Source organism: Pelomonas dachongensis, from assembly GCF_043555865.1.
Taxonomy (GTDB): Bacteria; Pseudomonadota; Gammaproteobacteria; order Burkholderiales; family Burkholderiaceae_C; genus Pelomonas; species Pelomonas dachongensis.
Genome location: NZ_JBIGHY010000011.1, coordinates 35,616 through 56,220, shown reverse-complemented (window position 1 = coordinate 56,220; position 20,605 = coordinate 35,616). Strand labels below are relative to the sequence as shown.

General features: G+C 68.5%; 22 protein-coding genes. 7 read left to right on the top strand and 15 right to left on the bottom strand.

Translation table 11 applies throughout. The annotated features are described in order from the left end of the window. Positions 1–40: 40 nt before the first annotated feature. The 4 genes from fliI to fliF are packed head-to-tail and all read right to left on the bottom strand — an operon-like array spanning position 41 to position 4,927. Positions 41–1,468, bottom strand: a complete 1,428-nt coding sequence (gene fliI, locus ACG02S_RS22960) for a flagellar protein export ATPase FliI (RefSeq protein WP_394472829.1) — start codon at positions 1,466–1,468, stop codon at positions 41–43. After that, positions 1,465–2,262, bottom strand: coding sequence for a FliH/SctL family protein (locus tag ACG02S_RS22955; protein WP_394472828.1), 798 nt, complete (start codon positions 2,260–2,262; stop codon positions 1,465–1,467). Before ACG02S_RS22955 ends, fliI begins: the two co-directional genes overlap by 4 nt. A 2-nt stretch (positions 2,263–2,264) precedes the next feature. Next, the gene (fliG, locus tag ACG02S_RS22950) at positions 2,265–3,260 is read right to left on the bottom strand and encodes a flagellar motor switch protein FliG (protein WP_394472827.1); all 996 of its coding nucleotides are present in this window, start codon (positions 3,258–3,260) and stop codon (positions 2,265–2,267) included. A 14-nt stretch (positions 3,261–3,274) separates the two neighbouring features. After that, positions 3,275–4,927: a flagellar basal-body MS-ring/collar protein FliF gene (fliF, locus tag ACG02S_RS22945; RefSeq protein WP_394472826.1), complete on the bottom strand. Its 1,653-nt coding sequence runs from the start codon at positions 4,925–4,927 to the stop codon at positions 3,275–3,277. A gap of 192 nt (positions 4,928–5,119) precedes the next feature. Between fliF and fliE the strand changes: the two genes are divergently transcribed. Next, positions 5,120–5,446 carry a flagellar hook-basal body complex protein FliE gene (fliE, locus tag ACG02S_RS22940; protein WP_394472825.1) on the top strand — a complete coding sequence of 109 codons (327 nt, stop codon included), beginning with the start codon at positions 5,120–5,122 and terminating at the stop codon, positions 5,444–5,446. 141 nt (positions 5,447–5,587) lie between these two features. On the opposite strand, the gene ACG02S_RS22935 is transcribed toward fliE, so the two are convergent. The 8 genes from ACG02S_RS22935 to ACG02S_RS22900 all read right to left on the bottom strand — a co-directional run bounded on the left by ACG02S_RS22935 (position 5,588) and on the right by ACG02S_RS22900 (position 12,736). Further along, complete coding sequence (locus ACG02S_RS22935; RefSeq protein WP_394472824.1) at positions 5,588–6,163, bottom strand: pilus assembly FimT family protein; 576 nt, start codon at positions 6,161–6,163, stop codon at positions 5,588–5,590. Beyond that, positions 6,160–6,894 (bottom strand): flagellar brake protein, encoded by a 735-nt coding sequence (locus tag ACG02S_RS22930; protein ID WP_394472823.1) that lies wholly within the window; start codon positions 6,892–6,894, stop codon positions 6,160–6,162. The genes ACG02S_RS22935 and ACG02S_RS22930 overlap by 4 nt, the downstream gene beginning before the upstream one ends. Before the next feature lie 246 nt (positions 6,895–7,140). Next, positions 7,141–7,440 carry a flagellar protein FliT gene (locus ACG02S_RS22925; protein WP_394472822.1) on the bottom strand — a complete coding sequence of 100 codons (300 nt, stop codon included), beginning with the start codon at positions 7,438–7,440 and terminating at the stop codon, positions 7,141–7,143. A 42-nt stretch (positions 7,441–7,482) separates the two neighbouring features. Continuing rightward, positions 7,483–7,917, bottom strand: a complete 435-nt coding sequence (fliS, locus tag ACG02S_RS22920) for a flagellar export chaperone FliS (RefSeq protein ID WP_394472821.1) — start codon at positions 7,915–7,917, stop codon at positions 7,483–7,485. A gap of 188 nt (positions 7,918–8,105) precedes the next feature. Beyond that, positions 8,106–9,524 carry a flagellar filament capping protein FliD gene (gene fliD / locus ACG02S_RS22915; RefSeq protein ID WP_394472820.1) on the bottom strand — a complete coding sequence of 473 codons (1,419 nt, stop codon included), beginning with the start codon at positions 9,522–9,524 and terminating at the stop codon, positions 8,106–8,108. Between the two features lie 138 nt (positions 9,525–9,662). After that, positions 9,663–10,541: a flagellin N-terminal helical domain-containing protein gene (locus ACG02S_RS22910; protein ID WP_394472819.1), complete on the bottom strand. Its 879-nt coding sequence runs from the start codon at positions 10,539–10,541 to the stop codon at positions 9,663–9,665. A 237-nt stretch (positions 10,542–10,778) separates the two neighbouring features. After that, on the bottom strand, positions 10,779–11,642 hold the full coding sequence (locus ACG02S_RS22905; protein WP_394472818.1) for a flagellin N-terminal helical domain-containing protein: 864 nt from the start codon (positions 11,640–11,642) through the stop codon (positions 10,779–10,781). A gap of 233 nt (positions 11,643–11,875) precedes the next feature. Then, positions 11,876–12,736, bottom strand: coding sequence for a flagellin N-terminal helical domain-containing protein (locus ACG02S_RS22900; RefSeq protein ID WP_394472817.1), 861 nt, complete (start codon positions 12,734–12,736; stop codon positions 11,876–11,878). A gap of 435 nt (positions 12,737–13,171) precedes the next feature. On the opposite strand from ACG02S_RS22900, the gene ACG02S_RS22895 reads away from it, so the two are divergent. The 3 genes from ACG02S_RS22895 (at position 13,172) to flhC (ending at position 14,763) form a co-directional block, all read left to right on the top strand. After that, positions 13,172–13,636 (top strand): hypothetical protein, encoded by a 465-nt coding sequence (locus tag ACG02S_RS22895; protein ID WP_394472816.1) that lies wholly within the window; start codon positions 13,172–13,174, stop codon positions 13,634–13,636. 226 nt (positions 13,637–13,862) lie between these two features. Beyond that, positions 13,863–14,183 carry a flagellar transcriptional regulator FlhD gene (gene flhD, locus ACG02S_RS22890; protein WP_394472815.1) on the top strand — a complete coding sequence of 107 codons (321 nt, stop codon included), beginning with the start codon at positions 13,863–13,865 and terminating at the stop codon, positions 14,181–14,183. Positions 14,184–14,226: 43 nt separating this feature from the next. Continuing rightward, positions 14,227–14,763 (top strand): flagellar transcriptional regulator FlhC, encoded by a 537-nt coding sequence (gene flhC / locus ACG02S_RS22885; protein WP_394472814.1) that lies wholly within the window; start codon positions 14,227–14,229, stop codon positions 14,761–14,763. Between the two features lie 48 nt (positions 14,764–14,811). Here flhC and ACG02S_RS22880 read toward each other — a convergent pair whose 3' ends face one another. From ACG02S_RS22880 to ACG02S_RS22870, 3 genes are read right to left on the bottom strand one after another with little or no spacing between them, the layout of a single operon-like run. Further along, on the bottom strand, positions 14,812–16,368 hold the full coding sequence (locus tag ACG02S_RS22880; RefSeq protein WP_394472813.1) for an O-linked N-acetylglucosamine transferase, SPINDLY family protein: 1,557 nt from the start codon (positions 16,366–16,368) through the stop codon (positions 14,812–14,814). Further along, entirely contained in the window at positions 16,365–17,030 is a 666-nt protein-coding gene (locus ACG02S_RS22875) for a class I SAM-dependent methyltransferase (protein ID WP_394472812.1), read from the bottom strand. Before ACG02S_RS22875 ends, ACG02S_RS22880 begins: the two co-directional genes overlap by 4 nt. Then, positions 17,027–17,668: a glycosyltransferase family 32 protein gene (locus tag ACG02S_RS22870; RefSeq protein WP_394472811.1), complete on the bottom strand. Its 642-nt coding sequence runs from the start codon at positions 17,666–17,668 to the stop codon at positions 17,027–17,029. The genes ACG02S_RS22875 and ACG02S_RS22870 overlap by 4 nt, the downstream gene beginning before the upstream one ends. A 130-nt stretch (positions 17,669–17,798) precedes the next feature. On the opposite strand from ACG02S_RS22870, the gene ACG02S_RS22865 reads away from it, so the two are divergent. From ACG02S_RS22865 to motA, 3 genes are all read left to right on the top strand, one after another. Beyond that, positions 17,799–18,857, top strand: coding sequence for a glycosyltransferase (locus tag ACG02S_RS22865; RefSeq protein ID WP_394472810.1), 1,059 nt, complete (start codon positions 17,799–17,801; stop codon positions 18,855–18,857). Continuing rightward, complete coding sequence (locus tag ACG02S_RS22860; protein ID WP_394472809.1) at positions 18,845–19,630, top strand: class I SAM-dependent methyltransferase; 786 nt, start codon at positions 18,845–18,847, stop codon at positions 19,628–19,630. The genes ACG02S_RS22865 and ACG02S_RS22860 overlap by 13 nt, the downstream gene beginning before the upstream one ends. An 89-nt stretch (positions 19,631–19,719) precedes the next feature. Then, the gene (gene motA / locus ACG02S_RS22855) at positions 19,720–20,577 is read left to right on the top strand and encodes a flagellar motor stator protein MotA (RefSeq protein WP_394472808.1); all 858 of its coding nucleotides are present in this window, start codon (positions 19,720–19,722) and stop codon (positions 20,575–20,577) included. Positions 20,578–20,605: the final 28 nt, after the last annotated feature.

The window sequence follows — 20,605 nt, the reverse complement described above, 5'->3', positions numbered from 1 at the left end:
GCCAGGTGCACAGTCGATATCGGCGACCCGCGCTCGAACTTCAAGCGCCCTGGACGACGGCCTGCAATTGATTGACGCTGGCGTGAAGAAGTGCCGGGCTGTGCATGTCCTGCTGCAGCAGCCGCGTCATGTCGGCATGCAGGCGAACGGCCAGGTCCAGCTCGGGGTCCGCGCCCGGGGCATAGGCGCCGAGCTGGATCAGGTCGCGGGCCTTGTTGTATTTCGCCAGAAGTTGGCGGAATCGACGCGCGGAATCGACCTGGTTTTGGGGTGCAACACTGGTCATCACCCGCGAGATGGAACGCTCGATGTCGATGGCCGGGTAGTGGCCGCTCTCGGCCAGCTCGCGGCTCAGCACGATGTGCCCGTCCAGGATGCCGCGTGCCGCGTCGGCGATCGGGTCCTGCGGGTCGTCGCCTTCGGTCAGCACCGTGTAAAAGGCCGTGATGGAGCCTTCGCCGGGCAGGCCGTTGCCGCTGCGCTCCACCAGTTGCGGCAGCTTGGCGAAGCAGCTGGGCGGGTAGCCCTTGGTGGCCGGCGGCTCGCCGATGGCCAGTGCAATCTCGCGTTGCGCCATCGCGTAGCGGGTCAGGCTGTCCATCAGCAGCAGCACGTGGCGGCCTTCGTCGCGGAAGTGCTCAGCGATGGCGGTGGCGTAGTGCGCGCCCTGCATGCGCATCAGCGGCGGCGCGTCGGCCGGTGCGGCGACGACGACGCTGCGCTTGAGACCTTGCTCGCCGAGGATGTCCTCGATGAATTCCTTCACCTCGCGGCCGCGCTCGCCGATGAGGCCCACGACGATGACGTCGGCCTGCGTGTAGCGTGCCATCATGCCCAGCAGCACCGACTTGCCGACGCCCGTGCCGGCGAACAGGCCCAGGCGCTGGCCGCGGCCCACTGTCAGCAGCGCGTTGATGGCACGCACGCCGGTGTCCAGCGGCGTGCGCACCGGGTCGCGGTCCATCGCGTTGATGGGGCGGCGCACCATGGGCTCGTTGTGGATGCTGGCGAGGTCGCCGCGGCGGTCCAGCGGGTGGCCGTGCGGGTCCACCACACGGCCCAGCAGGCCGTCACCCATGGGCAGGTGCAGCCCGCGGTCCTCGCCGCGGCGCCACGGGTGCAACGGCTGACCCAGCTGCGGCGCCAGCGGCGGCAGGTGGCGGGGCACGACGGTGGCGCCGCTGGACAGGCCTTGCACCTCGTCGGTGGGCATCAGGTAGGCGCGGTCGCCCGAGAAGCCGACCACCTCGGCGTTCACAGGTGCTGCGCCGCGGCGTGGGTTGCTGCCGCTGCTGGGCATCTGGATGCGACACACCGAGCCCAGGGGCACCTTGATTCCGGTGGCTTCCAGCACCAGGCCGGCCACGCGCACCAGCTTGCCGTGCGACTCCAGCGGCGCGGTGTTGCCGGCCAGCGTCTCCAGGTCGGACAGGTAGCGTTGCCAGCGGTCCGTGCGGGAGGCGCTCATTCGGCGTCGGCTTCGGCCGCCGTGTCGCCGCGGCGGTCTTCCCAGATGGCGCGCTGGCCGATGCTGGAGACGGCCTGCTGCCAGCGCGCCGCGATGGTGGCGTCCACGCTGGCGACGTCGGCATCGACCTTGACGCCGCCCCGCGCGACTTCGGGGTCGGGGATGAGCTGCGCCTCGCGCGCCTGCAGCTCGTTGCCGGCGCCGGCCTGCACGAGCGGGAAGTCGTCAGGGTGCACGCGCACGCGCACATGGCGGGCGGACAGCTGCAGCGCCTCGACGGCGTCGTGTGCGACGCGCGAGATCAGATCCGGCCGCTGCTCCAGCTCGCTGCGCACGACCTGGCGGGCCAGCTCGACGGCGACGCGAGCCAGCGACTGGGCCATGCCGCCTTCCAGCGCCTGCATCTCGGCGTCGAAGCTCTTCACGAGCTGGCCCACCTGGGCGCTGACCTGCTGCGCGAAGCTGTGCTTGAACGCGTCCAGCGCCGCCATGCCGTCGCGGTAGCCGTCCTGGTAGCCGCTTTGCCGGGCGGCGTGCAGCTGCTCCTGCACGTCGGGCGTGGGCGGCGGCGGTGGCTCTGCCGCAGGCGCTGCAGCCGGGGGCTGCGCTGCTGCCGCCGGCGTGGGCCGCATCGGCGCGAACGGGGAGGGCGGGGTGTCGCCCAGGTTGTCCAGGCTCCAGGCCTTGGCGCCCTGCACCTCCTCGCCGGGGATGAAGCGCGCATAGCTGCCGCGGCGGTCACCCTCGCGGCGGTCGGGCGGTGGGACTTGCCGGGGCGGTTGTCGAGTGACCATGATCAGACAAATTGATCGTCACCGCCGCCAGCGAGGACGATCTGGCCCTCGTCGACGAGGCGGCGCACGATCTTCAGCATTTCCTTCTGCTCGGCTTCGACCTCCGACAGCCGCACCGGGCCGCGGGTGTCCAGGTCCTCGCGCAGCGTCTCGGCGGCGCGCGTGGACATGTTGCGGAAGATCTTTTCGCGCAGCTCCACGCTGGCGCCCTTGAGCGCGACGATGAGGCTCTCGCTCTGCACTTCCTTGAGCATCGCCTGGATGCCCTTGTCGTCGATCTTGTTCACGTCGTCGAACGTGAACATGTTGTCCATGATCTTCTGCGCCAGGTCGGAGTCGGCTTCGCGGATGTAGTCCAGCGCCGAGGCCTCCACGCTGGAGCCCATCATGTTGATGATCTCGGCCGCCGTCTTGGCGCCGCCCAGCGAGCTCTTCTTCATGCGCTCGCCGCCGGCCAGGATCTGGCTCATGACCTCGTTCAAGTCCTTCAACGCCGTCGGCTGGATGCCGTCCAGCGTGGCGATGCGGATCAGCACCTCGTTGCGCCCGCGCTCGGTGAACAACTTCAGCACCGAGCTGGTCTGGTCGTAGTCCAGGTGGGCCAGGATGGCCGCGATGATCTGCGGGTGCTCGTTGCGCAGCAGCTCGGCCACGGAGCCGGGGTCCATCCACTTCAGGCTCTCGATGGACGACACGTCGCTGCCCTGCAGGATGCGATCCAGCAGCAGGTTGGCCTTGTCCTCGCCCAGCGCCTTGCGCAGCACGGCGCGCACGTACTCGTCGGTGTCGGTCACCAGCGTGCTCTGTGTCTCGGCGACGGCGTCGAACCGGCTCAGCACCTCGTCGACCTGGGCACGCTTGATGACTTTGAGCTTGGCGATGGTCTCGCCCAGCGCCTGCACTTCCTTGGGCGACAGGTGCTTGAAGACCTCGCTGGCTTCTTCCTCGCCCAGCGACATCAGCAGGATGGCTGCGTTCTCGGTGCCTTTGTCGTCCATGGTTCAGCTCGGATTCAGGCCGCGGAACCGGCCATCCAGTCGCGCACGATGTTGGCGACTGCCACCGGATTGTCGCGCGCCATGGCGCGGGCGCGCTCGAGCTTGGTGACGTCAATGGGGGCTTCCAGCCGCGGCATGCCGTCGGCGCCGGGCAGCACCTCCGCGTCGTCGACGACCTCGCTGACGCTGTCCACCGCGTCTTCGGTCTTGGGCGGATAGGCGGCGCGGATGGCCGGGCGGATCATCCCGAACACGGCGATCAGCGCGATCGCGACGAAGGCGAACGGCACGATGGCGCTGCGCAGCAGGTCCAGCAGCCACGGCTGCTTCCAGATCGGCAGGTCGGCGGGCTCGGTCTTGTCGATGACGAACGGTGCGCTGATGACCTTGACCGAGTCGCCGCGTTCGGCGCTGAAGCCCATCGCCTCCTTGACCAGGTCGGTCAGCCGCGTGATTTCCTCGGCGGACACCGGCTGCGTCGTCGTCTTGCCCCGCGGGTCGGTCACCGAGCGGTGGTTCACGACGATGGCCGCGTTCAGCCGCTTGACGTTGCCGACCGCGCCACGTGTGACGCGCACGGTCTTGTCGACCTCGTAGTTGGTGACCTGCTCGCGGCGGTTGTTGGTGCTGCCGGCGCCGCCCTGGGCGGCCTGCAGCGGCGCGCTGGCGCCGTTGATGGGCGCAGCCGCCTGCGCGGGCGGCTGGTTGGTGGCGGCACCCGGCACCCCGGTGGGCTGGCCGTTATTGCCGTTGGTGGATTCGCTGGTCTGGTTGGAGCGCACCGCGGCCTGCGCGTTGGGACCCTGGTTGGGGCGGTACTCCTCGGCGGTGGCCTCGGTCTGCGAGAAATCCACGTCGGCGGTGACGGTGGAGCGCAGGTTGTCGCGGCCCACGACCGGTTCCAGCAGTTCGAAGATGCGCTTGTTGAAACCCGCCTCGACCTGCTGCTTGTACTGCAGCTGCAGGCTGTCCAGCCCGGTGGCGGGGTCGGCGCCGGTCTGCGACAGCAGCGCGCCCGTCTGGTCCATCACGCTGACGGCCTTGGGGTGCAGTTCGGGCACCGCGTTGGAGACCAGGTGGACGATGCCGGCGACCTGGTTGCGGTCCAGCGTGCGGCCGCCGCGCAGCGTCAGCACGACGCTGGCGCTGGGTTTTTGCTGCTCGCGGAAGAAGCCGTTCTGCTGCGGGATGGCCAGGTGCACGCGGGCGTCGGCCACGTCGGCCATCGCAGTGATGGTGCGCGTCAGCTCGCCTTCCAGGGCGCGCTGGAAGTTCAGGCGCTCATTGAACTGGGTCTGGCCGATGGAGCTCTTGTCCATCAGCTCGAAGCCCACGGTGTTGCCGTTGCCGCCCTTGGGCAGGCCCTGGGCGGCCAGTTTCATGCGCAGTTCGTAGACCTGGCTGGCCGGCACGAGGATGGTGCCGCCGGCCTCGTGCTTGTAGGGCACCTGCAGCGCCGACAACTGGTTGATGACGGCGCCGCCGTCCTTGTCGGACAGGCCGCTGTACAGCGGGCGGTAGTCGCCTTGCGACGACCACAGCGTGACGGCCAGTACCGCACCGGCCAGCGCCAGCAGACCCACGCCCATGGTCAGCTTGTTGCGCAGCGGCAAGCCGTTGATGCGCTGCACGAAGGTGGGCGGCGCGGTGTCGGCCGGGGTGATCATCACCGGGGCGGCAGCAGCAGGGGCGCTCAGGGCGTTGTCCATCGAAAGGGGCCAGTGCAGAGGGAGGGCCCCAGCAGGGGCCGATGCCGCAAATTATTCGTGTCGCCACCCTCAAGAAAGCGCCGAAGTAGCCGACGGTGGGCGTGCATCTTCGGGTTTCGCGCGAAGGGCTTGCTGCCAAAGTGCCGCACCATGGACATGAAGCTGCGCCCCTTCGATTTCGCCCAGGCCGCCGCCCGCGCGGGTCTGGGGGTCAATGGCCAGCCGCTGTCCGTGAAGCCGGCGGCGCCGCAGGGCGCGAGCTTCGGCGACGCGATGACGCAGGCGCTGAAGAACGTCAGCGCCCAACAGAAGGAGGTGTCGCGGCTGCAGCGCGAGGTGCAGCTGGACAACCCCACCGTCAGCCTGGAAGAGACCATGGTGGCCATGCAGAAGGCCCAGATCGGCTTTCAGGCGACGCTGCAGGTGCGCAACCGGCTGGTGTCGGCCTACTCGGAAATCATGAACATGCAGGTCTGACGCGCCCCTCGCCCAGTCTCGCCGCGCTGCACGCGGGCGAGCCTGATCGGCCTCCCGGGGGGCGGCGATGCTCGCGGCATGGAGCCGCTCGCACATCGCCAGAGAGGGCCGGCTTGGGGCGGCCCGGCGCTCGGCCCGGGTTCAGCAACTGCCTTTGCGTGCGTCGACGCCGCAGATCTGCGGCCGTCCCAGCGGGTTCAGGTCGATGGACAGCTGCTGGTTGCGCTCGTTAGAGAGGCCGATGCGCGACCAGCCGAGAGCCCGGCCCAGCCCGCCTTCGAAGGTGATGCCTTGGCCGGACTGCAGCAGCACGCCCTTGCTGTTGCGCCAGCTCATGCCGGCCAGCTCGCAGCGCGACTGTTCCGCCGCGCAGTCGCACGGACCCTGCCGACTGGTGCCCCAGCACCATTGCGCACCGCTGCGGAAGCTGACACTGATGTTGCGGCCCTCGTTCACGCTCAGCGCGCGGGCGCGGCGCAGGTCCTGTTCCAGCTGCTCGGCCACCAGGCGCAGCCGCTGGCGGGCCACATGCTCCATGTAGCTCGGGATGGCCACCGCGGCCAGGATGGCCATCACGGCCATGACGATGCCCACCTCGATCAGCGTGAAGCCTTGCCCGGCGGCGCGGGAGCGAACACGCCCGGTTCGCGAGATGACTCGCGGCGCCTGGGATGTGGCCCGGCGGTCGGCCGGGGCCGGCGAGGTTGCAGGGTTCATAGATCGAGCTTCAGCAGTCGGCGGCGCTTCTGCGTCTGGTCCACGTAGACCTGCAGCGTGCGCGTGGCCGACGTGTCGAGGTCGACGAACGCGCAGCCCAGCTGCTGGGTGCCGGCGGCGTCGCCGGTGATCGGGCTGACGTGATGGGGGAGCAGCGTCACGCGCAGCGCGGTGATGCGATCCAGCTCCAGGACCAGCGCCGGCGTGGCGTGGCCCAGGGCCAGCGGCGATGCGGTGTCGGCCGGCAGCGTCAGGGCCAGGCCGCCGATGCTGAGGTCCAGCACGCGCAGCGCCTGGCCGGGCGTCTCGCCGCCGGGCAGGACCACGCGCGGGTAGAGCGTGCCGGCGGGCTGGACGCGGAAGGACTGGCGGCGCTGGAAGCGGTAGAGCCGTTCGGGCAGGCTGCTGCGCAGCACGGCGCCCTGGGCGCCGCTGACGAGCACCGCGTCGTCCAGCTCGAACTGCAGCCGGATGGCGCCCAGGTAGGCCACGCCGGTGATCTCGCCACCCGCGACCAGCGCCTGGCTGATGCCTTCGGGATCGGCGCCGATGTCCAGCCCGATCACGCCGGCCGCCACGTCCAGCGCGGTCACCCGGCTCGACAGGCTCCAGCCCGGCGGCCCGCTCAGCAGCACGGTCACGTGGTCACGCTGCAGCTGCTGCAGATAGGCCGCGATCTCGGCGGACGCGGCAACGCGGAATTCCTCGGGGGCGGCTGGAGGGGCAGACATGCGGGAATGGTAGTCGTGCGTGCGGTGTTTGCGGGCCGAGCGCCGGGCCGCTCCCAAGCCGGCCCGCCTTGGCGATGTGCGAGCGGGGTATTCCCGCGAGCATCGCCGTCCCCTCGGGGGCTGAGGCCGGACACATTGCGCCGAGTGGGCGCGATGTGCCTGCCCAAGGGCTGCGCCGCTGGCGCAGCGCGGTCTGCAAGACCGGCTGGACTCGCCGCGTTCAGCAGGCGAGACCAGACGGGGGGCTCAATGGACCATCCGGCTCTTGCCCTTCAACACCTGATCCAGGTCCTCCAGCCACGGTTCGGCCAGGTGGCGGATCTCGGCGTCGTTCAGCAGGATGCGCTGCATGATGCGCGTCTTCAGCTGAGATTCGCCCGGTGCCAGATGGCGCTGCGCGGCGGCGGACTTCAGCTGCGAGATCAGCAGCACGCAGGCGCCTTCGAGCTTGACGACTTCGTCCCAGTTGCCGGTGCGGGCGGCCGACAGCATGTCGGCGCTGGCCTGCTCGATGGCTTCGTAGTAGTTCAGCAGTTCGGAATTCATTGCGGGATCACCGGTAAGCGGTAGGTCGCTGAACGACGGGTCTCAGGCGGCACGGGCGGCGGGCGCCCCTTGTGCGGCCGGGCTTTGGCCGATGGCGCTCCAGGCCTCGCGCACCGGTGTCAGCAGGCGCTGGCATTCCTCGATGGCTGCCGGATCGTTCTTCAGGTTGGCGTGCGTCAGGCGCATGCAAACGTAGCCATACAGCTCGCGCAAGTCGGTGGCGAGCTGGCCGGCGGACAGGTCCAGCGCGGCGCGCAGGCCTTCGTCCAGGATGCGCACGGCGCGCAACAGGGCCCGGCCCTTGAGCTCGACGTTGCCGGCCTGGATGGCCTGGGTGGCCTGCGCCATCGCCTCGAACACGCCGTCGAACAGCATGGTCACGAGGCGGTGCGGGCTGGCCGCCTGCACGTCGGTTTCCAGGCCGACCTTGGCGTACAGGGTGGCGCGCTGGTTGCGGGCTGCGAAGGGGGAAGACATGTTGCCGTACATGGTGTGTGGGGTTGCTTCGTCGCGTTGACTGTTTTTCGGCCTCTGGCGCGCCGACTTGAGTCGCACATCCCACGAAGATGACCGGAACTGTGCGCTTGTTCAACCGCTGCACCCGCCATGAAAAACGGCGACCCGCAGGTCGCCGTTGTCGCTGGAGCCGCGCAAGCGCCGCGGCGTCAATTGCCGTTCAGGTTCAGCGTGGACAGCTGCTGACTCACGTAGTTGGACAGGCCGTTGAGCTTGGCCATCTGCGTGTCCAGCGCCGTGTAGCGGGCGCGCAGCCGCGCCTCGGTCAGCGCGACGCGGTCTTCCAGCTGGTCGGAACGCTTGTTGTTGTTGTCGATCAGCTTCTTCAGCCCGGCCTGGCGGCTGGACACGGCGCCTTCGGTGCCCAGCGCGCCGTCGATGAAGCTGCGCATGCGCTGCGCGAAGCCGTTGTTGCTGTCGTCGCCGGTGTCCAGGCCCATGAACATCTGCTTCAGGCTGTCCAGGTCGTTCAGCGACGTGTTGAGCTTGGTCTCGGACAGCTTGATGTTGCCGTCGCTGCCCGGGTCCAGGCCGATCTGGGCCAGGCGGTTCATCGTGCCGCCCAGGGTGGTGGCGCCGCCGATGATGCCGCGCAGCTGCGCCTGCAGGCCGTTGGCCGTGGAGTCGCCCTGCAGCGCACCGGCGGTGTTGCTGCCGGCGTCGTACTTGGTCTGCTCGCGCAGCAGCGCGTTGACGGCGTTGTACGCGGTCGTGAAGTCGGTGATGAGCTTCTTGATCGAGTCCTTGTCCTGCGTCACGGCGATGCTGGCCGGGAAGGTGGTCTGTTTCAGCAGCGTGATGTTGAGGCCGTCGATGGCGGCCTTCAGCGTGTTGGACTCGGAGCTGACCTCGATGCCGTTGATCAGGGCGCGGGCGTTTTGCGCCGGCAGCGTCTGCGTCAGCGACGACACGCCCACCCGGGGGTCATAGCTCAGGTCGGCCAGGCCGCCGGTGGACTCGATGCGAAAGCCGTTGGCCGCGCCGCTGGTCGTGGAGCGCAGCGACAGCCGGGCGCCGCTGGCGTCGTTGATGATGGACGCGGTGACGCCGGCGCCGGCGGCATTGATGGCATCGCGGATGCCGGTCAGCGTGTCCTGGCCGGGGCCGATGTTGACGGTGATCGGCGTGGCGCCGGCCTTGTCGGTGAAGCTGGCGTTGTTGGCGCCCCAGCTGCCCAAGGTGATGGTCAGGCTGCCCTGGCCGACGGTGGATGCGGCATTCGTATAAGTGGTGCTGCCCACCAGCGTCTGCGACTGGGCCAGGGCCTGTACTTCCACCGACAGGTTGCCGATGGCGGCCCCCTCGCCGGCGGTGACGCTGACGGATGTCGGGTCGCTGGAGGTGGCCAGCGTGCCGGCCCAGCTGCTGGGCGACGTGAGCTTGTTGGCCGCGTCGCGCAGCGTCGACAGGGCGCTTTGCACCTTGCCGAAGGCGGACAGCTCGGTCTTCAAGCCATCCGTGCGCTTCGTCAGCTGGGTGATGGGCGTGCGTTCAAGGGAGACGAGCTTGGCCACCAGCTCCTCAACATTGAGGCCGCTGCCGAGTCCGGCGGAGGTGATCGTTGCCATGGTGTGGAAGGGCTGCTGTCCAGAGGTGGGTCCCGCCATTCTTCAGGAAGCGGGCACGGTACACAAACGAAAAAAGCCGATATGCCCTGGCGATATCGGCCTGTGTTTCCGGAACTTGAGGCCCGGAGTGAGAATTTTTTAACGTTGCAGTAGCGACAGCACCTGCTGCGGCAGCTGGTTGGCCTGCGCCACCATCGCATTGCCCGCCTGTTGCAGGATCTGGGCCCGGCTCAGGTTGGCGGTTTCTTGGGCGAAGTCGGCGTCCATGATGCGGCTGCGCGCGGCGGCCTGGTTCTCCACGGCCACCTGCAGGTTGGAGATGACGGCGTCGAAGCGCGACTGCATCGCACCGAACGTGGCGCGTGTGTTGTTGACCGTGTCCAGCGCGATGTCGATGTTCTGCATCACCGTGCCAAGCTGGTCGAAGCTGGCAGAGTTGTCGATGCGCGCAAACGAGGCAGTCGACCCATCTCCGACGAGGACTGTCAGCGTGGCGTCGGCCGTCAAGTCCAGCGCCGCGACGGTGATTACGTCGTTGGTGGACGTGTTCGCGCCGATCTGGAAGGTCTGGCCGGCACCAGCACCCACGCCAGCGGTGTCCGCCAGGATGGGTTTGCTGTTGAAGGTGGTGGCGTTGATGATGCGCCAGATCTCCGAGCCCAGTTGCTCGAATTCCTTGTTCAGCGAGTCCTTGTCGGAGTTGCTGTTGGTGGCGTTGCGGGCCTGCACGGTCAGCTCGCGCATCCGCTGCAGGTTGTCGCCGATCTTGCCGAGTGCGCCTTCCGCGGTCTGCGCCATCGAGATGCCGTCGTTGGCATTGCGGATGGCGACGTTCATGCCGCGCACCTGGGTGTTCATGCGTTCCGCGATGGCCAGGCCGGCGGCATCGTCCTTGGCGGAGTTCACCCGCAGGCCGGACGACAGACGCTGCATCGACGTCGAGAGCGACGACTGCGAGGCGTTCAGGTTCCGCTGCGCGTTCAGCGAGACGATGTTGGTGTTGATGGTCTGGGGCATTACGCACTCCTCGGGACAGATGCCGGACCCAATGGAGACGGGATCCGATGAACCGAATTCTGGAGATGCGCACCGCCGGCAAAAGCCCGATCAACGGGTTAAACCACGGCTATTCAAAACCTCCGCGCCCGTGCTCGGCGGGGAAGGGGTGGCGAGGTGGCCGCTGCGGCGCCTGGCTGGGCCAGGGCCGCGCGGATGCCTAGTCAAGATGGGCGGCGTCGCCCGGTATTGCTGCGATCAGCCGCGCAGCAGGGCCAGGACCTGTTGCGGCAGCTGGTTGGCCTGGGCCACCATGGTGTTACCGGCCTGCTGCAGGATCTGCGCGCGGCTCAGGTTGGCGGTTTCCTGCGCGAAGTCGGCATCCATGATGCGGCTGCGGGCGGCGCTCTGGTTCTCCACCGCCACCTGCAGGTTGGAGATGACGGCGTCGAAGCGGTTCTGCGATGCGCCCAGCGTGGCGCGCTCGCCGTTGACCTTGTCCAGCGCCAGGTCGATGTTGGTGATGACCGTGTCGATATCGGTCAGCGTCCCGCCATTGATGGCCGCGCGGCTGGCGCCCGTGTTGTCGGTGCCGGCGACGGTCGTGATCTCCGTCGCGGTCGTCATGTCGGTGGTGGTGATGTCGATGCGGTCGTTGTCAGTCGTGTTGGCGCCGACCTGGAAGGTCTGAGTGCCCGACTCCGCCGCCAGCACGGCCTTGCCGTTGAAGGTGGTGCCGCCCAGCACGCGCTGGATCTCCTTGGCGAGTTCGCCGAATTCCTTGTCCAGCGAGTCGCGGTCGGCGCTGGTGTTGGTGGCGTTGCGGGACTGCACGGCCAGTTCACGCATGCGTTGCAGAGAGTCGCCCACCTTGGACAGCGCGCCTTCGGCCGTCTGGGCCAGCGAGATGCCGTCGTTGGCGTTGCGGATGGCGACGTTCATGCCGCGCACCTGGGTGTTCATGCGCTCGGCAATGGCCAAGCCGGCCGCGTCATCCTTGGCCGAGTTCACACGCAGGCCTGAAGACAGGCGCTGCATGGACACGGACAGGGATGACTGCGACATCGCCGTGTTGCGTTGGGCATTCAGCGAGGCGAGGTTGGTGTTGATGATCTGGGGCATGGCTCAATCCTTTCGTTGACAAGGCGTCTGGTACGAAGTCCTCGAATGAATCGCGAACCCGTTGAGATGCTTATCGTCGGCCGAGAGGATCGGCTTGAGTGCTTTTTGCACAGTCCGCCCTAAAAACGCCCCTCGCGAGGGCGAGGAGGCGTCAAGGGGCTTGTGCTGGAGGGGTGAGGGTTTCTGTCTTGGTGACCGACAGTCCGCTCAGGGCCAGCGAGGCTGGCCCGGCGTCATCGAAGCAATGACAGGACCTGCGACGGAATCTGGTTCGCCTGGGCAATCATCGCGTTGCCGGCCTGCTGCAGGATGCTCGCTCGGCTCAGGTTGGCCGTTTCCTGCGCGAAGTCGGCATCGGTGATGCGACTCTTGGCGGCGCTCTGGTTCTCCACCGAGATCTGCAGGTTGGAGATTACCTGGTCCATGCGGTTCTGAGAAGCACCCAGCGTGGCGCGCTCGCTGTTGACCGTGTTGATGGCCGTGTCGATGTTGGTGATGACGGTGTCGATGTCGCTGGCGGTCGTGCTGTTGATCACGGCACGGCTGGCGCCGGTGTTGTCGGTGCCGGCAACGGCGGTGACCGACGTGTCCGTCGTCATGTTGGTCGTGGCGACGTCGATGCGGTCGTTGGAGGTCACGTTGGCGCCGACCTGGAAGGTCTGCGTGCCCGAGTCGCCAGCCAGGATGGCGCGGCCGTTGAACGTGGTGCCGCCCAGCACGCGCTGGATTTCCTTGGCGAGTTCGCCGAATTCCTTGTCCAGCGAGTCGCGGTCGGCGCTGGTGTTCGTGGCGTTGCGGGACTGCACAGCCAGTTCACGCATGCGCTGCAGCGAGTCGCCCACCTTGGACAAGGCGCCTTCGGCCGTCTGGGCCAGCGAGATGCCGTCGTTGGCGTTGCGGATGGCGACGTTGGAGCCGCGCACCTGGGCGTTCAGGCGTTCGGAGATGGCCAGGCCGGCGGCATCGTCCTTGGCGGAGTTGACGCGCAGACCCGACGACAGACGCTGCATGGCGACCGACAGGGTGCCCTGCGTGGTGGACGTGTTGCGCTGCGCATTGAGCGACAGCAGATTGGTGTTGATGACCGAGGCCATGGTGCGCTTCCTTTTCAGCTAGAGAGAACCCGGCAACAGCGCCGGACGAAGACCCGAATGCCCGGGTGGGCACCCGTGCGGTCCGCCAAAGCCGCCTTGCGGCCACCCTGACGGCGACGCCCGACGCCGGTTGATCGACCAGACGTGTCACCCCGTTTCAGAGATGGCGCATCTGCTCGGCCTTCCGGCCGGACCACGGTGCTGTTTGCAGCGCCGTTGGGATGGCTATCGGTGTGAGGGAGAAGTTTCTTTAGCCCGATTTGTCAAGGGCGTGATCTTTTGAACAAAAGGGTTCGCAACTGCCAGTTCTTCGGATCGACCGCCGCCGGCACAAGCGCACCCGAAAAGTGGCGCTTTTCACGGGATCGGCGCCGGGGGGCGTTTCTAAAGTCCAGCCCATCCCGGCCGAACCCTGTGCCGGACTGGAGCCCCGCCATGCGCGCCTCGACGACGACCGCCCGAGCCAAGAAAGCCCATCGCCCCGTTGCCGTGGCACCCAACGCGCCGGCCATGCTGCTGGCCCGCGCGCGCAACGCCGCGTTTGCCGAAGCGGCCAAGGGCAACCTGGGCGGCGGCCTGGGCGTGCTGTACGAGGCGCTGCAGGACGAGCCGCTCAGCCACGAACTGCTGGCCGACATGGCGGCACTGCTGCTGGCCGCCGGCAAACTGGACCACGCCCGCGCCTACGCCGAGCGTGCGTTGCAGATCCACACGCTGCACGGTCCCAGCCTCTACACGCTGGCCTTCGCGCTGTCGGGCCGCGGCGAGATCGACCACGCCATTGGCGTGCTGAACGAACTGCAGCAGGGCGTCGGCCGAGACAGCCTGCAGGCCGAGGCGCCCGAACTGGTGCCGGTGGCCATGATCGAGCTGGAGCGCCTGCGCCGCAGCCGCGACTGACCGCCACCGCACCTCTTCCTCACAGGGCCCCGCCAGCGACAGCTGCCGGGGCCCTGTCATTTGCCGGGCCGCCGCGCCCGACGCGCTTGTAGGAATTTGGATGACAAGCGCTGCCGCTGGCGGAGACGCGCCGCACCGACGCAGCCTGATATCGAAGAAGAAGAGGGGTCAACACAATCCGTTTCACTGATCCGCAACACCCCTCTACCTCTGAACGGAAGCCGCCATGAACACCGACCAAATGCTCGCCGAGATCCGTGAAGCCAACCTGTCCTACCTGATGCTGGCCCAGAGCCTGATCCGTGCGGACCGCGAGCAGGCGCTGTACCGCCTGGGCATCAGCGAGGACACGGCGACGCTGATCGGCACGCTGAGCCCGGCACAGATCATGAAGATCGCTGCGGGCAACACGCTGCTGTGCGCCTTCCGCATGAACGACGACCTGGTGTGGGGCCTGCTGACCAACCACAGCAAGCCCGGTGCGAACGAGTCGGTGTCCCGCCTCCACGCCTCGATCCTGATGGCCGGCCGCCACGAGCACGCCTGACCCGCCCAGCCGCCTCAACAGTTCACAGATTCCGGAGCCCACCATGCGCGTCAAGAGCATCCTCACCGAAGCCAAGCAGATCGACCGTGCCGTCCAGCTGATCCACCTCGGTGCGCGCCTGCAGGTGCTGGAGTCGGAAACCGATCTGTCCTACGAGCGCCTGTTGCGCCTGTACAAGGAAGTCAGCGGCAAGTCGCCGTCCAAGGGCCAGCTGCCGTTCTCGACCGACTGGTTCATGACCTGGCAGCCCAACATCCACGCCAGCCTGTTCCTGAACATCCACGAGTACCTGAACAAGGCCGCCGAGATGGACGAGATCGACACCGTCATCAAGGCCTACCAGCTGTACCAGGAGCAGACCACGGCCCAGGGCCTGGAAGCCATGCTGTCCGTCACCCGCGCCTGGCGCCTGGTGAAGTTCGTCGACAACGGCATGCTGACGCTGACCAAGTGCTCCAAGTGCAACGGCCAGTTCGTCACCCACCCGCACGAGGTGGCGCGCCACTACATCTGCGGCCTGTGCAACCCGCCGGCGCGTGCCGGCAAGGGTCGGGCGCAGGGCTCGATCCAGATGCACTGAATGAGTAAGGGGCCGTGAGGCCCCTTGCTGTTGGAAGGTGCGCGTGCTTCAGGCGCCCAGCGGTGCCGGCGGCAAGCCGGCCACTGCGCGTTCCCACATGCGCTGGTAGAGCGACTCCAGGTCGCGCGCAAAGCGTGGGGTGTCGTACAGACCCGTCGGCCGTGCCGTGATTTGTTCACGCAGCGCTTGGCGGGCGGCGGCGTCGCGCCCCAGATCGCAGATCCGTGCCACGTAGCTGGCGGCGTCGTGCGTGATGCACCGGTCCACCCCCGCCGCCGCCAGGATGCTGGCGGCCACGCGGCCGGGGAAGCTGTCGTTCATCAGCGTGACCACCGGCACGCCGGCTGCCAGCGCGTCGCTCGTGGTGGTGTGGCCGTTGCAGGGCCAGCTGTCCAGCGCCAAGTCGGCGACCTGTAATCGGGCCAGATGTTCGTCCATGCCCACCGGCGGCGCAAATACGATGCGGTCGGCGCAGTCGCCCGCCGCCGCCAGCAGCCGGGCATCTGCCTGCTCGCCGCCACTGAGCTGCCACAGCTGGGCGCCTGGCAACTGCCGCAGCACGTCCATCCACGCCGCCCACAGCGCCGGCGTGATCTTGTAGACGGCGTTGGCGCCGAGCAGCACCAGCGCGTCGTCCTTCAACCCGAGCTCGGCACGCGAAGGCGCCGGTCCGGCGGCGCGGCGGCGGTCCTGCGGCTGGTAGCAGTGCGGCAGCTGGGCGATGCACTCGCTGTAGTCGGGCGCGTGCGCCAGCGGCGTGACGACGGGGTCGCCGATGACGTAGTCGATGAACCCGGCGCCGCTGGTGCCGGGAAAGCCCAGCCAGCTCACCTGCACCGGCGCGGGCCGGCAGGCCAGCGCGGCCAGGCGGCTGCTGGCGGTGTGGCCCTTCAGGTCGACGAGGATGTCGACGCCGTCCGCGCGGATGCGCTCGGCCGTGGCGGCCAGGCCCAGCGCGCCGACGTCGACGACCGGTGCCGCAGCGCGGATGCGCCGGCCCAGCGCCGAGCCGTCGTCCGGGCCGTGCGCGTACAGCCGGATGTCGAAGCGCTGGTGGTCGTGGCTCTCCAGCAGGTCCACCAACAGCGCGGCGGTGGCGTGGGCATGGAAGTCGGCCGACAGATAGCCGATGCGCAGGCGCTCACGCGGCACGGGCTTGCTCGGCATCATCGGCTTCAGGCCGCGTGCGACGTGGCGGCTTGCCAGTGCGGCCGATTTCCTCAGCTCCGCGCGCGTGTGCGTCAAGCCAACGAGGGCGAACGGCATGCCGAATTCGTCGTCCGCTGTGTCGGGCTTGTCGGCCAGCGCCCGGCGCAGTGCGGCGAGGTCGGTGTCCAGCTGCGTCCAGTCGGCGGCCTTCTGCGTGGCGTGCACCAGATAGCCCTGCGCCATGACGCTGCCCGGATTCAGCAGCGCCGGCGTGCGAAAGGCTTCAGCGGCCTGGCTGTGCAGCCCCAGCGCCTGCAGCGCAAAACCCAGTTGCAGGTAGGTGTCGGTGTCGGTCGGCGCGAGCGCCAGCGCCTGCAGCAGCGGGTCGATAGCCTCGGCCGGCCGGCCGGCCAGGCGCAGTGCTTCGGCCTGAGTGCGCAGCGCGGCTGGCGTCATGCGGGCTGGCTTCTGCTGGCCACGACCAGCAGCGACATACCGTTGAAGAAGAACATGCCATCGATCTGCCACGGCGTGTACTTGCGGATCACGTTGCTCAGCGTGAACGGTGTGTACCAGCAGTTGTGGTCGGGGTGCACGACCTCGACGAAGGTCTGCGCGCCACTGTTGTAGTCGAAGTGCCGGCGAAAGCACGAGTAGGCGTCGGGCACAGTGATGATGTACTGCTCGGCGCCCAGCGCGTCCAGCTGCTGCAGGAAGCCTTGCACGTCGGGCACGTGCTCCAGCACCTCGGGCACCAGCACGGTGTCGTAGCGCTCGGTCACGTCGGCCCAGTCGCTGAACAGGCGGCCCTTCACGTGCGGGCGCATCTGGTCGAAGGCTTCGCCGTGGATGTCGAAGCCGTCGAGTGTGCAGTGGGCGTCCAGCTGCAGGTGCAGCGAGCGCTTCAGGTCGGTGATGGGCCAGTCCACGCAGCCGACGTGCAGCACGCGCCGGTCGGCGCACAGGGCCGCGAAGACGTCCAGCCGCGGCAGGCCGACGAAGTCCTCGCCGACCTTGACCTTCTGCACGAAGTATTTCTGATGGGCGTACTCCAGCGGCGAGACGGGGAGGTCGCTCACGGGCCGCGGTTCGGAGGCGAGTTCTGCGACGTTGCTCATGCGACCTTCCTTTTGTGCAGTTCGTCGTACTTGCCCAGCGTGCTGCCCCATTCTTGCGCGGCGAACACGGCACCGCCGCCGGTGTACTCGTGGCCCGTGAAGTGGCGCGGGATGAAGAAGTGGCTGGGCCAGATGGTCAGCCCCGCGTAGCGCTGCAGGCGCACCTGCTCGGTCAGGTACAGCGGGCCCACGCTCTGCCAGGCCATGCGGTCGACGACGGAGGGTTCCTTCTGCAGGTCCAGGATGATCTGGCCGAAGAACGGGTTCTCGGGCTTGGAGGCCACGTAGCCGGCGGCAATCAGCCCGGGGCGGATCAGCTCGTTCTCCCAGCAGGCGCAGGCCTCGCCCTCGAAAAGCCAGGGCTCCAGCGGGCGTTTGCAGATGCTGTCGGCATCGACGACGAAGCCGCCCTCGTGATACAGGATCTCCCAGCGCATCAGGTCGGCCACGCCGTTCAACTCGCGCTTGGCCATGTCGCGCATGTGCGCGGCATTCACCCAGCCGTAGCTGGCCAGCTCGTCGTTGCCCCAGACGCGCACGGTCCAGTCGGGGTTGTGCTCGCGCCAGGTGGCGATGCAGTTGTCGGGGCGCTTGGATTCGTCGCCGACCCAGATCACATGCAGCGTGCGGGGGATCATGGACAGCCTCGCGGAGGTTGGAGAGGTTGCCACTCTAGGCCGGGTCGCCTCGCCATGAAACCCGGTGGAGTGGGGGAAATCCGGCCCTGAAACAGCCACCTGCCCCCGCGCGCGTGAACACAATGCGGGCATGACCGCTGCCCCGCGCCGCCTGGCCCTTGTCGTGATCGCGCGCGACGAGGCGCATCGCCTTGCGCGGCTGCTGGACAGCGTGCGCCCCTGGGTGGACGACATGCTGGTGCTGGACACCGGCTCCACCGACGCGACCGCCGCCATTGCGGCGGCGCATGGTGCGCGCGTCGCCCACTTTGCGTGGTGCGACGACTTTGCCGCTGCGCGCAACGCCGCGCTGGTCCAGTCCGACGCAGACTGGCACCTGGTGCTGGACGCCGACGAATGGCTGATCTCGGGCGGCGAGGCTTTGCAGGCGCTGCGCGACACGCCGCCCGGCTTCGTCGGCGCGCTGCAGTTGCGAGACGCCTTCGACCTCGGGCCGGGCCAGCGCGGCGAGGCCGTGGCCTGGCTGAGCCGCGTGCTGCCGGGGCCGGTGCGCTACGCCGGGCGGGTGCACGAGCAGCCCGTGCATGACCTGCCGGTGCGCCGCCTGCCGCTGGTGGTGGGGCACGACGGCTACCTGGACGCGCGGCTGGCGGACAAGCGCGGCCGCAACCGCCGGCTGCTGGAGCGCTCGCTGGCCGACGCGCCGCAGGACGCCTACCTGTGGTTTCAGCTGGGCAAGGACTGCGCCGTCTACGACGAGCACGAGTCTGCAGAGGCGGCCTTCGCCCGCGCGGCAGCGCTGCCCGGTGCCGTCACGTCGCCGTGGTGGCTGGACCTGGTGGCACGCCGGCTGTTCGCGCTGAAGTGCCTGGGCCGGCATGCCGATGCGATGGACTTCGCGCAGTCGCAGATGGACGCCGGCGCCGGGTCGCCCGACTTCTTCTTCACGGTCGGCGACGTGCTGCTGGATCTGGCCGCGTCGCAGCCAGCGCAGGCTGACGAGCTGCTGCCCATGATCGAGGCCGCCTGGCTGCGTTGCCTGGAACTGGGCGAGCAGCCCGAACATCCCGGCGCCGTGGCCGGCCGCGGCAGCTGGCTGGCCGCGCACAACCTGGCCCTGGTGCTGGAAGGCACGGATCGGCCCGACCAGGCCGCCGCGCTACGCGCCGCCCATCCGTGGCCGTGCTGAACCTGCCGCTGCGACTGTTGACCCGCTGGCCGCTGGCGGCACTGTGGGCGTGGCTGGCCGCGTGGCTGGTCTATTCCGTGGCGTTGGCGCTGGGCCTGGCGGGCGGGCCGGCGCTGGCGCTCGGCGCCGCGGCCGGCGCGGCGCTGGGCTGGCTGCACGCGCAGCGCTGGCGCCGGTTCATCGTGGCGCTGGGCTTCCCGGTGTCGGTGCTGGCGCAGGGCTGGCAGGCAGGGCAGGGCATCGTCGGCAGTCTGCTGTGGCTTGCGCCGCTGGCGTTGCTGTGGTGGCTCTACCCACGACGCAGCTGGAGCGAGGCGCCGCTGTTCCCGACGCCGCGCGGTGCGCTGGACGCACTGCCGGCGCTGGCGCCGCTGCCGCCCGGCGCGCGTGTGCTGGATGCGGGTTGCGGGGTCGGCGACGGGCTGCGCGAACTGGCGCGCGCCTACCCGCAGGCGCGCGTGGAGGGCGTGGAATGGAGCCGGCCCCTGGCGCTGCTGGCGCGTTGGCGCGTGCGCGCCGCAACGGTGCGCCGCGGCGACCTGTGGGCCGACGACTGGGCGCCGTTCGCGCTGGTCTACGTGTTCCAGCGGCCCGAGTCCATGCCGCGCGTGTGGGCCAAGGCGGTGGCCGAGCTGGAGGTTGACGCCTGGCTGGTCAGCCTGGATTTCGCCGTGCCCGGCGTGCCCCCGGTGGCGAGCTGGCAACTGCCGGGCGGACAGTTCGTGTGGCTTTACCGCCCGGGGCGGAAAGAGACGTCAAAGGGGGCCAATTGACCCTTTACTCGCAGGCTTGCAGCGGCATACTTTCTCAAGCCCCCCGGCATCGGGCCGATATGGTCTGAACACCCCCAACCCCACAGCGCATGTTTGTCCTCATCGGCTGGGCCATCTCCATGGTCTGCATCTTCGGCGTATTCATCGTCCACGGCGGGAACATGGGCGTCATCCTGACGGCGCTTCCGTTCGAGATGATCACCATCTTTGGCGCCGCCATGGGTGCCTTCCTGGCCAACAACCAGATGAAGGTGGTCAAGGCGACGATTGCCGGCCTGGGGCGCTGCTTCAAGGGCAGCAAGTACAGCAAGGCCCGCTACATGGAGCTGCTGGCGCTGATGTACGACATCCTGCAGAAGGCGCGCAAGGAAGGCCTGATGTCCATCGAGAAGGACGTCGAGGATCCGCACAGCAGCCCGCTGTTCCAGAAGTACCCGGTGGTGGGCAACGACCACCATGTCACCGAATTCATCACCGACTACTTGCGCATGATGGTGTCGGGCAACCTGAATGCGCACGAGATCGAGTCGCTGATGGACAGCGAGATCGAGACGCACCACCAGGAAGAACACGCGGCGGTCGCCGCACTGCAACGCCTGGCGGGCGGCCTGCCGGCCTTCGGCATCGTGGCCGCCGTGCTGGGCGTGGTGAACACCATGGGCTCGGTCGGCCAGCCGCCAGCCGTGCTGGGCGGCATGATCGGCTCGGCGCTGGTCGGCACCTTCCTGGGCATCCTGCTGGCGTACGGCTTCGCCGAGCCGCTGGCCGGCCTGCTGGAGCAGAAGGTGGAAGACGGCGGCAAGGAATTCCAGTGCATCAAGACGACGCTGCTCGCTTCGATGCAAGGCTACGCACCGCAGGTGGCCATCGAGTTTGGGCGCAAGGTGCTGTTCTCTGGCGACCGCCCGTCGTTCAGTGAGCTCGAAGGCCACGTGAAGAAGAAATGATGCCTGGTGCATTGACCAGCCGGCCGGC

Bases quoted from the DNA above. Each gene is read 5' to 3' on its own strand.
- fliI (WP_394472829.1), bottom strand. From the start codon at position 1,468: ATGAGCGCCTCCCGCACGGACCGCTGGCAACGCTACCTGTCCGACCTG.
- ACG02S_RS22955 (WP_394472828.1), bottom strand. From the start codon at position 2,262: ATGGTCACTCGACAACCGCCCCGGCAAGTCCCACCGCCCGACCGCCGC.
- fliG (WP_394472827.1), bottom strand. From the start codon at position 3,260: ATGGACGACAAAGGCACCGAGAACGCAGCCATCCTGCTGATGTCGCTG.
- fliF (WP_394472826.1), bottom strand. From the start codon at position 4,927: ATGATCACCCCGGCCGACACCGCGCCGCCCACCTTCGTGCAGCGCATC.
- fliE (WP_394472825.1), top strand. From the start codon at position 5,120: ATGGACATGAAGCTGCGCCCCTTCGATTTCGCCCAGGCCGCCGCCCGC.
- ACG02S_RS22935 (WP_394472824.1), bottom strand. From the start codon at position 6,163: ATGAACCCTGCAACCTCGCCGGCCCCGGCCGACCGCCGGGCCACATCC.
- ACG02S_RS22930 (WP_394472823.1), bottom strand. From the start codon at position 6,894: ATGTCTGCCCCTCCAGCCGCCCCCGAGGAATTCCGCGTTGCCGCGTCC.
- ACG02S_RS22925 (WP_394472822.1), bottom strand. From the start codon at position 7,440: ATGAATTCCGAACTGCTGAACTACTACGAAGCCATCGAGCAGGCCAGC.
- fliS (WP_394472821.1), bottom strand. From the start codon at position 7,917: ATGTCTTCCCCCTTCGCAGCCCGCAACCAGCGCGCCACCCTGTACGCC.
- fliD (WP_394472820.1), bottom strand. From the start codon at position 9,524: ATGGCAACGATCACCTCCGCCGGACTCGGCAGCGGCCTCAATGTTGAG.
- ACG02S_RS22910 (WP_394472819.1), bottom strand. From the start codon at position 10,541: ATGCCCCAGACCATCAACACCAACATCGTCTCGCTGAACGCGCAGCGG.
- ACG02S_RS22905 (WP_394472818.1), bottom strand. From the start codon at position 11,642: ATGCCCCAGATCATCAACACCAACCTCGCCTCGCTGAATGCCCAACGC.
- ACG02S_RS22900 (WP_394472817.1), bottom strand. From the start codon at position 12,736: ATGGCCTCGGTCATCAACACCAATCTGCTGTCGCTCAATGCGCAGCGC.
- ACG02S_RS22895 (WP_394472816.1), top strand. From the start codon at position 13,172: ATGCGCGCCTCGACGACGACCGCCCGAGCCAAGAAAGCCCATCGCCCC.
- flhD (WP_394472815.1), top strand. From the start codon at position 13,863: ATGAACACCGACCAAATGCTCGCCGAGATCCGTGAAGCCAACCTGTCC.
- flhC (WP_394472814.1), top strand. From the start codon at position 14,227: ATGCGCGTCAAGAGCATCCTCACCGAAGCCAAGCAGATCGACCGTGCC.
- ACG02S_RS22880 (WP_394472813.1), bottom strand. From the start codon at position 16,368: ATGACGCCAGCCGCGCTGCGCACTCAGGCCGAAGCACTGCGCCTGGCC.
- ACG02S_RS22875 (WP_394472812.1), bottom strand. From the start codon at position 17,030: ATGAGCAACGTCGCAGAACTCGCCTCCGAACCGCGGCCCGTGAGCGAC.
- ACG02S_RS22870 (WP_394472811.1), bottom strand. From the start codon at position 17,668: ATGATCCCCCGCACGCTGCATGTGATCTGGGTCGGCGACGAATCCAAG.
- ACG02S_RS22865 (WP_394472810.1), top strand. From the start codon at position 17,799: ATGACCGCTGCCCCGCGCCGCCTGGCCCTTGTCGTGATCGCGCGCGAC.
- motA (WP_394472808.1), top strand. From the start codon at position 19,720: ATGTTTGTCCTCATCGGCTGGGCCATCTCCATGGTCTGCATCTTCGGC.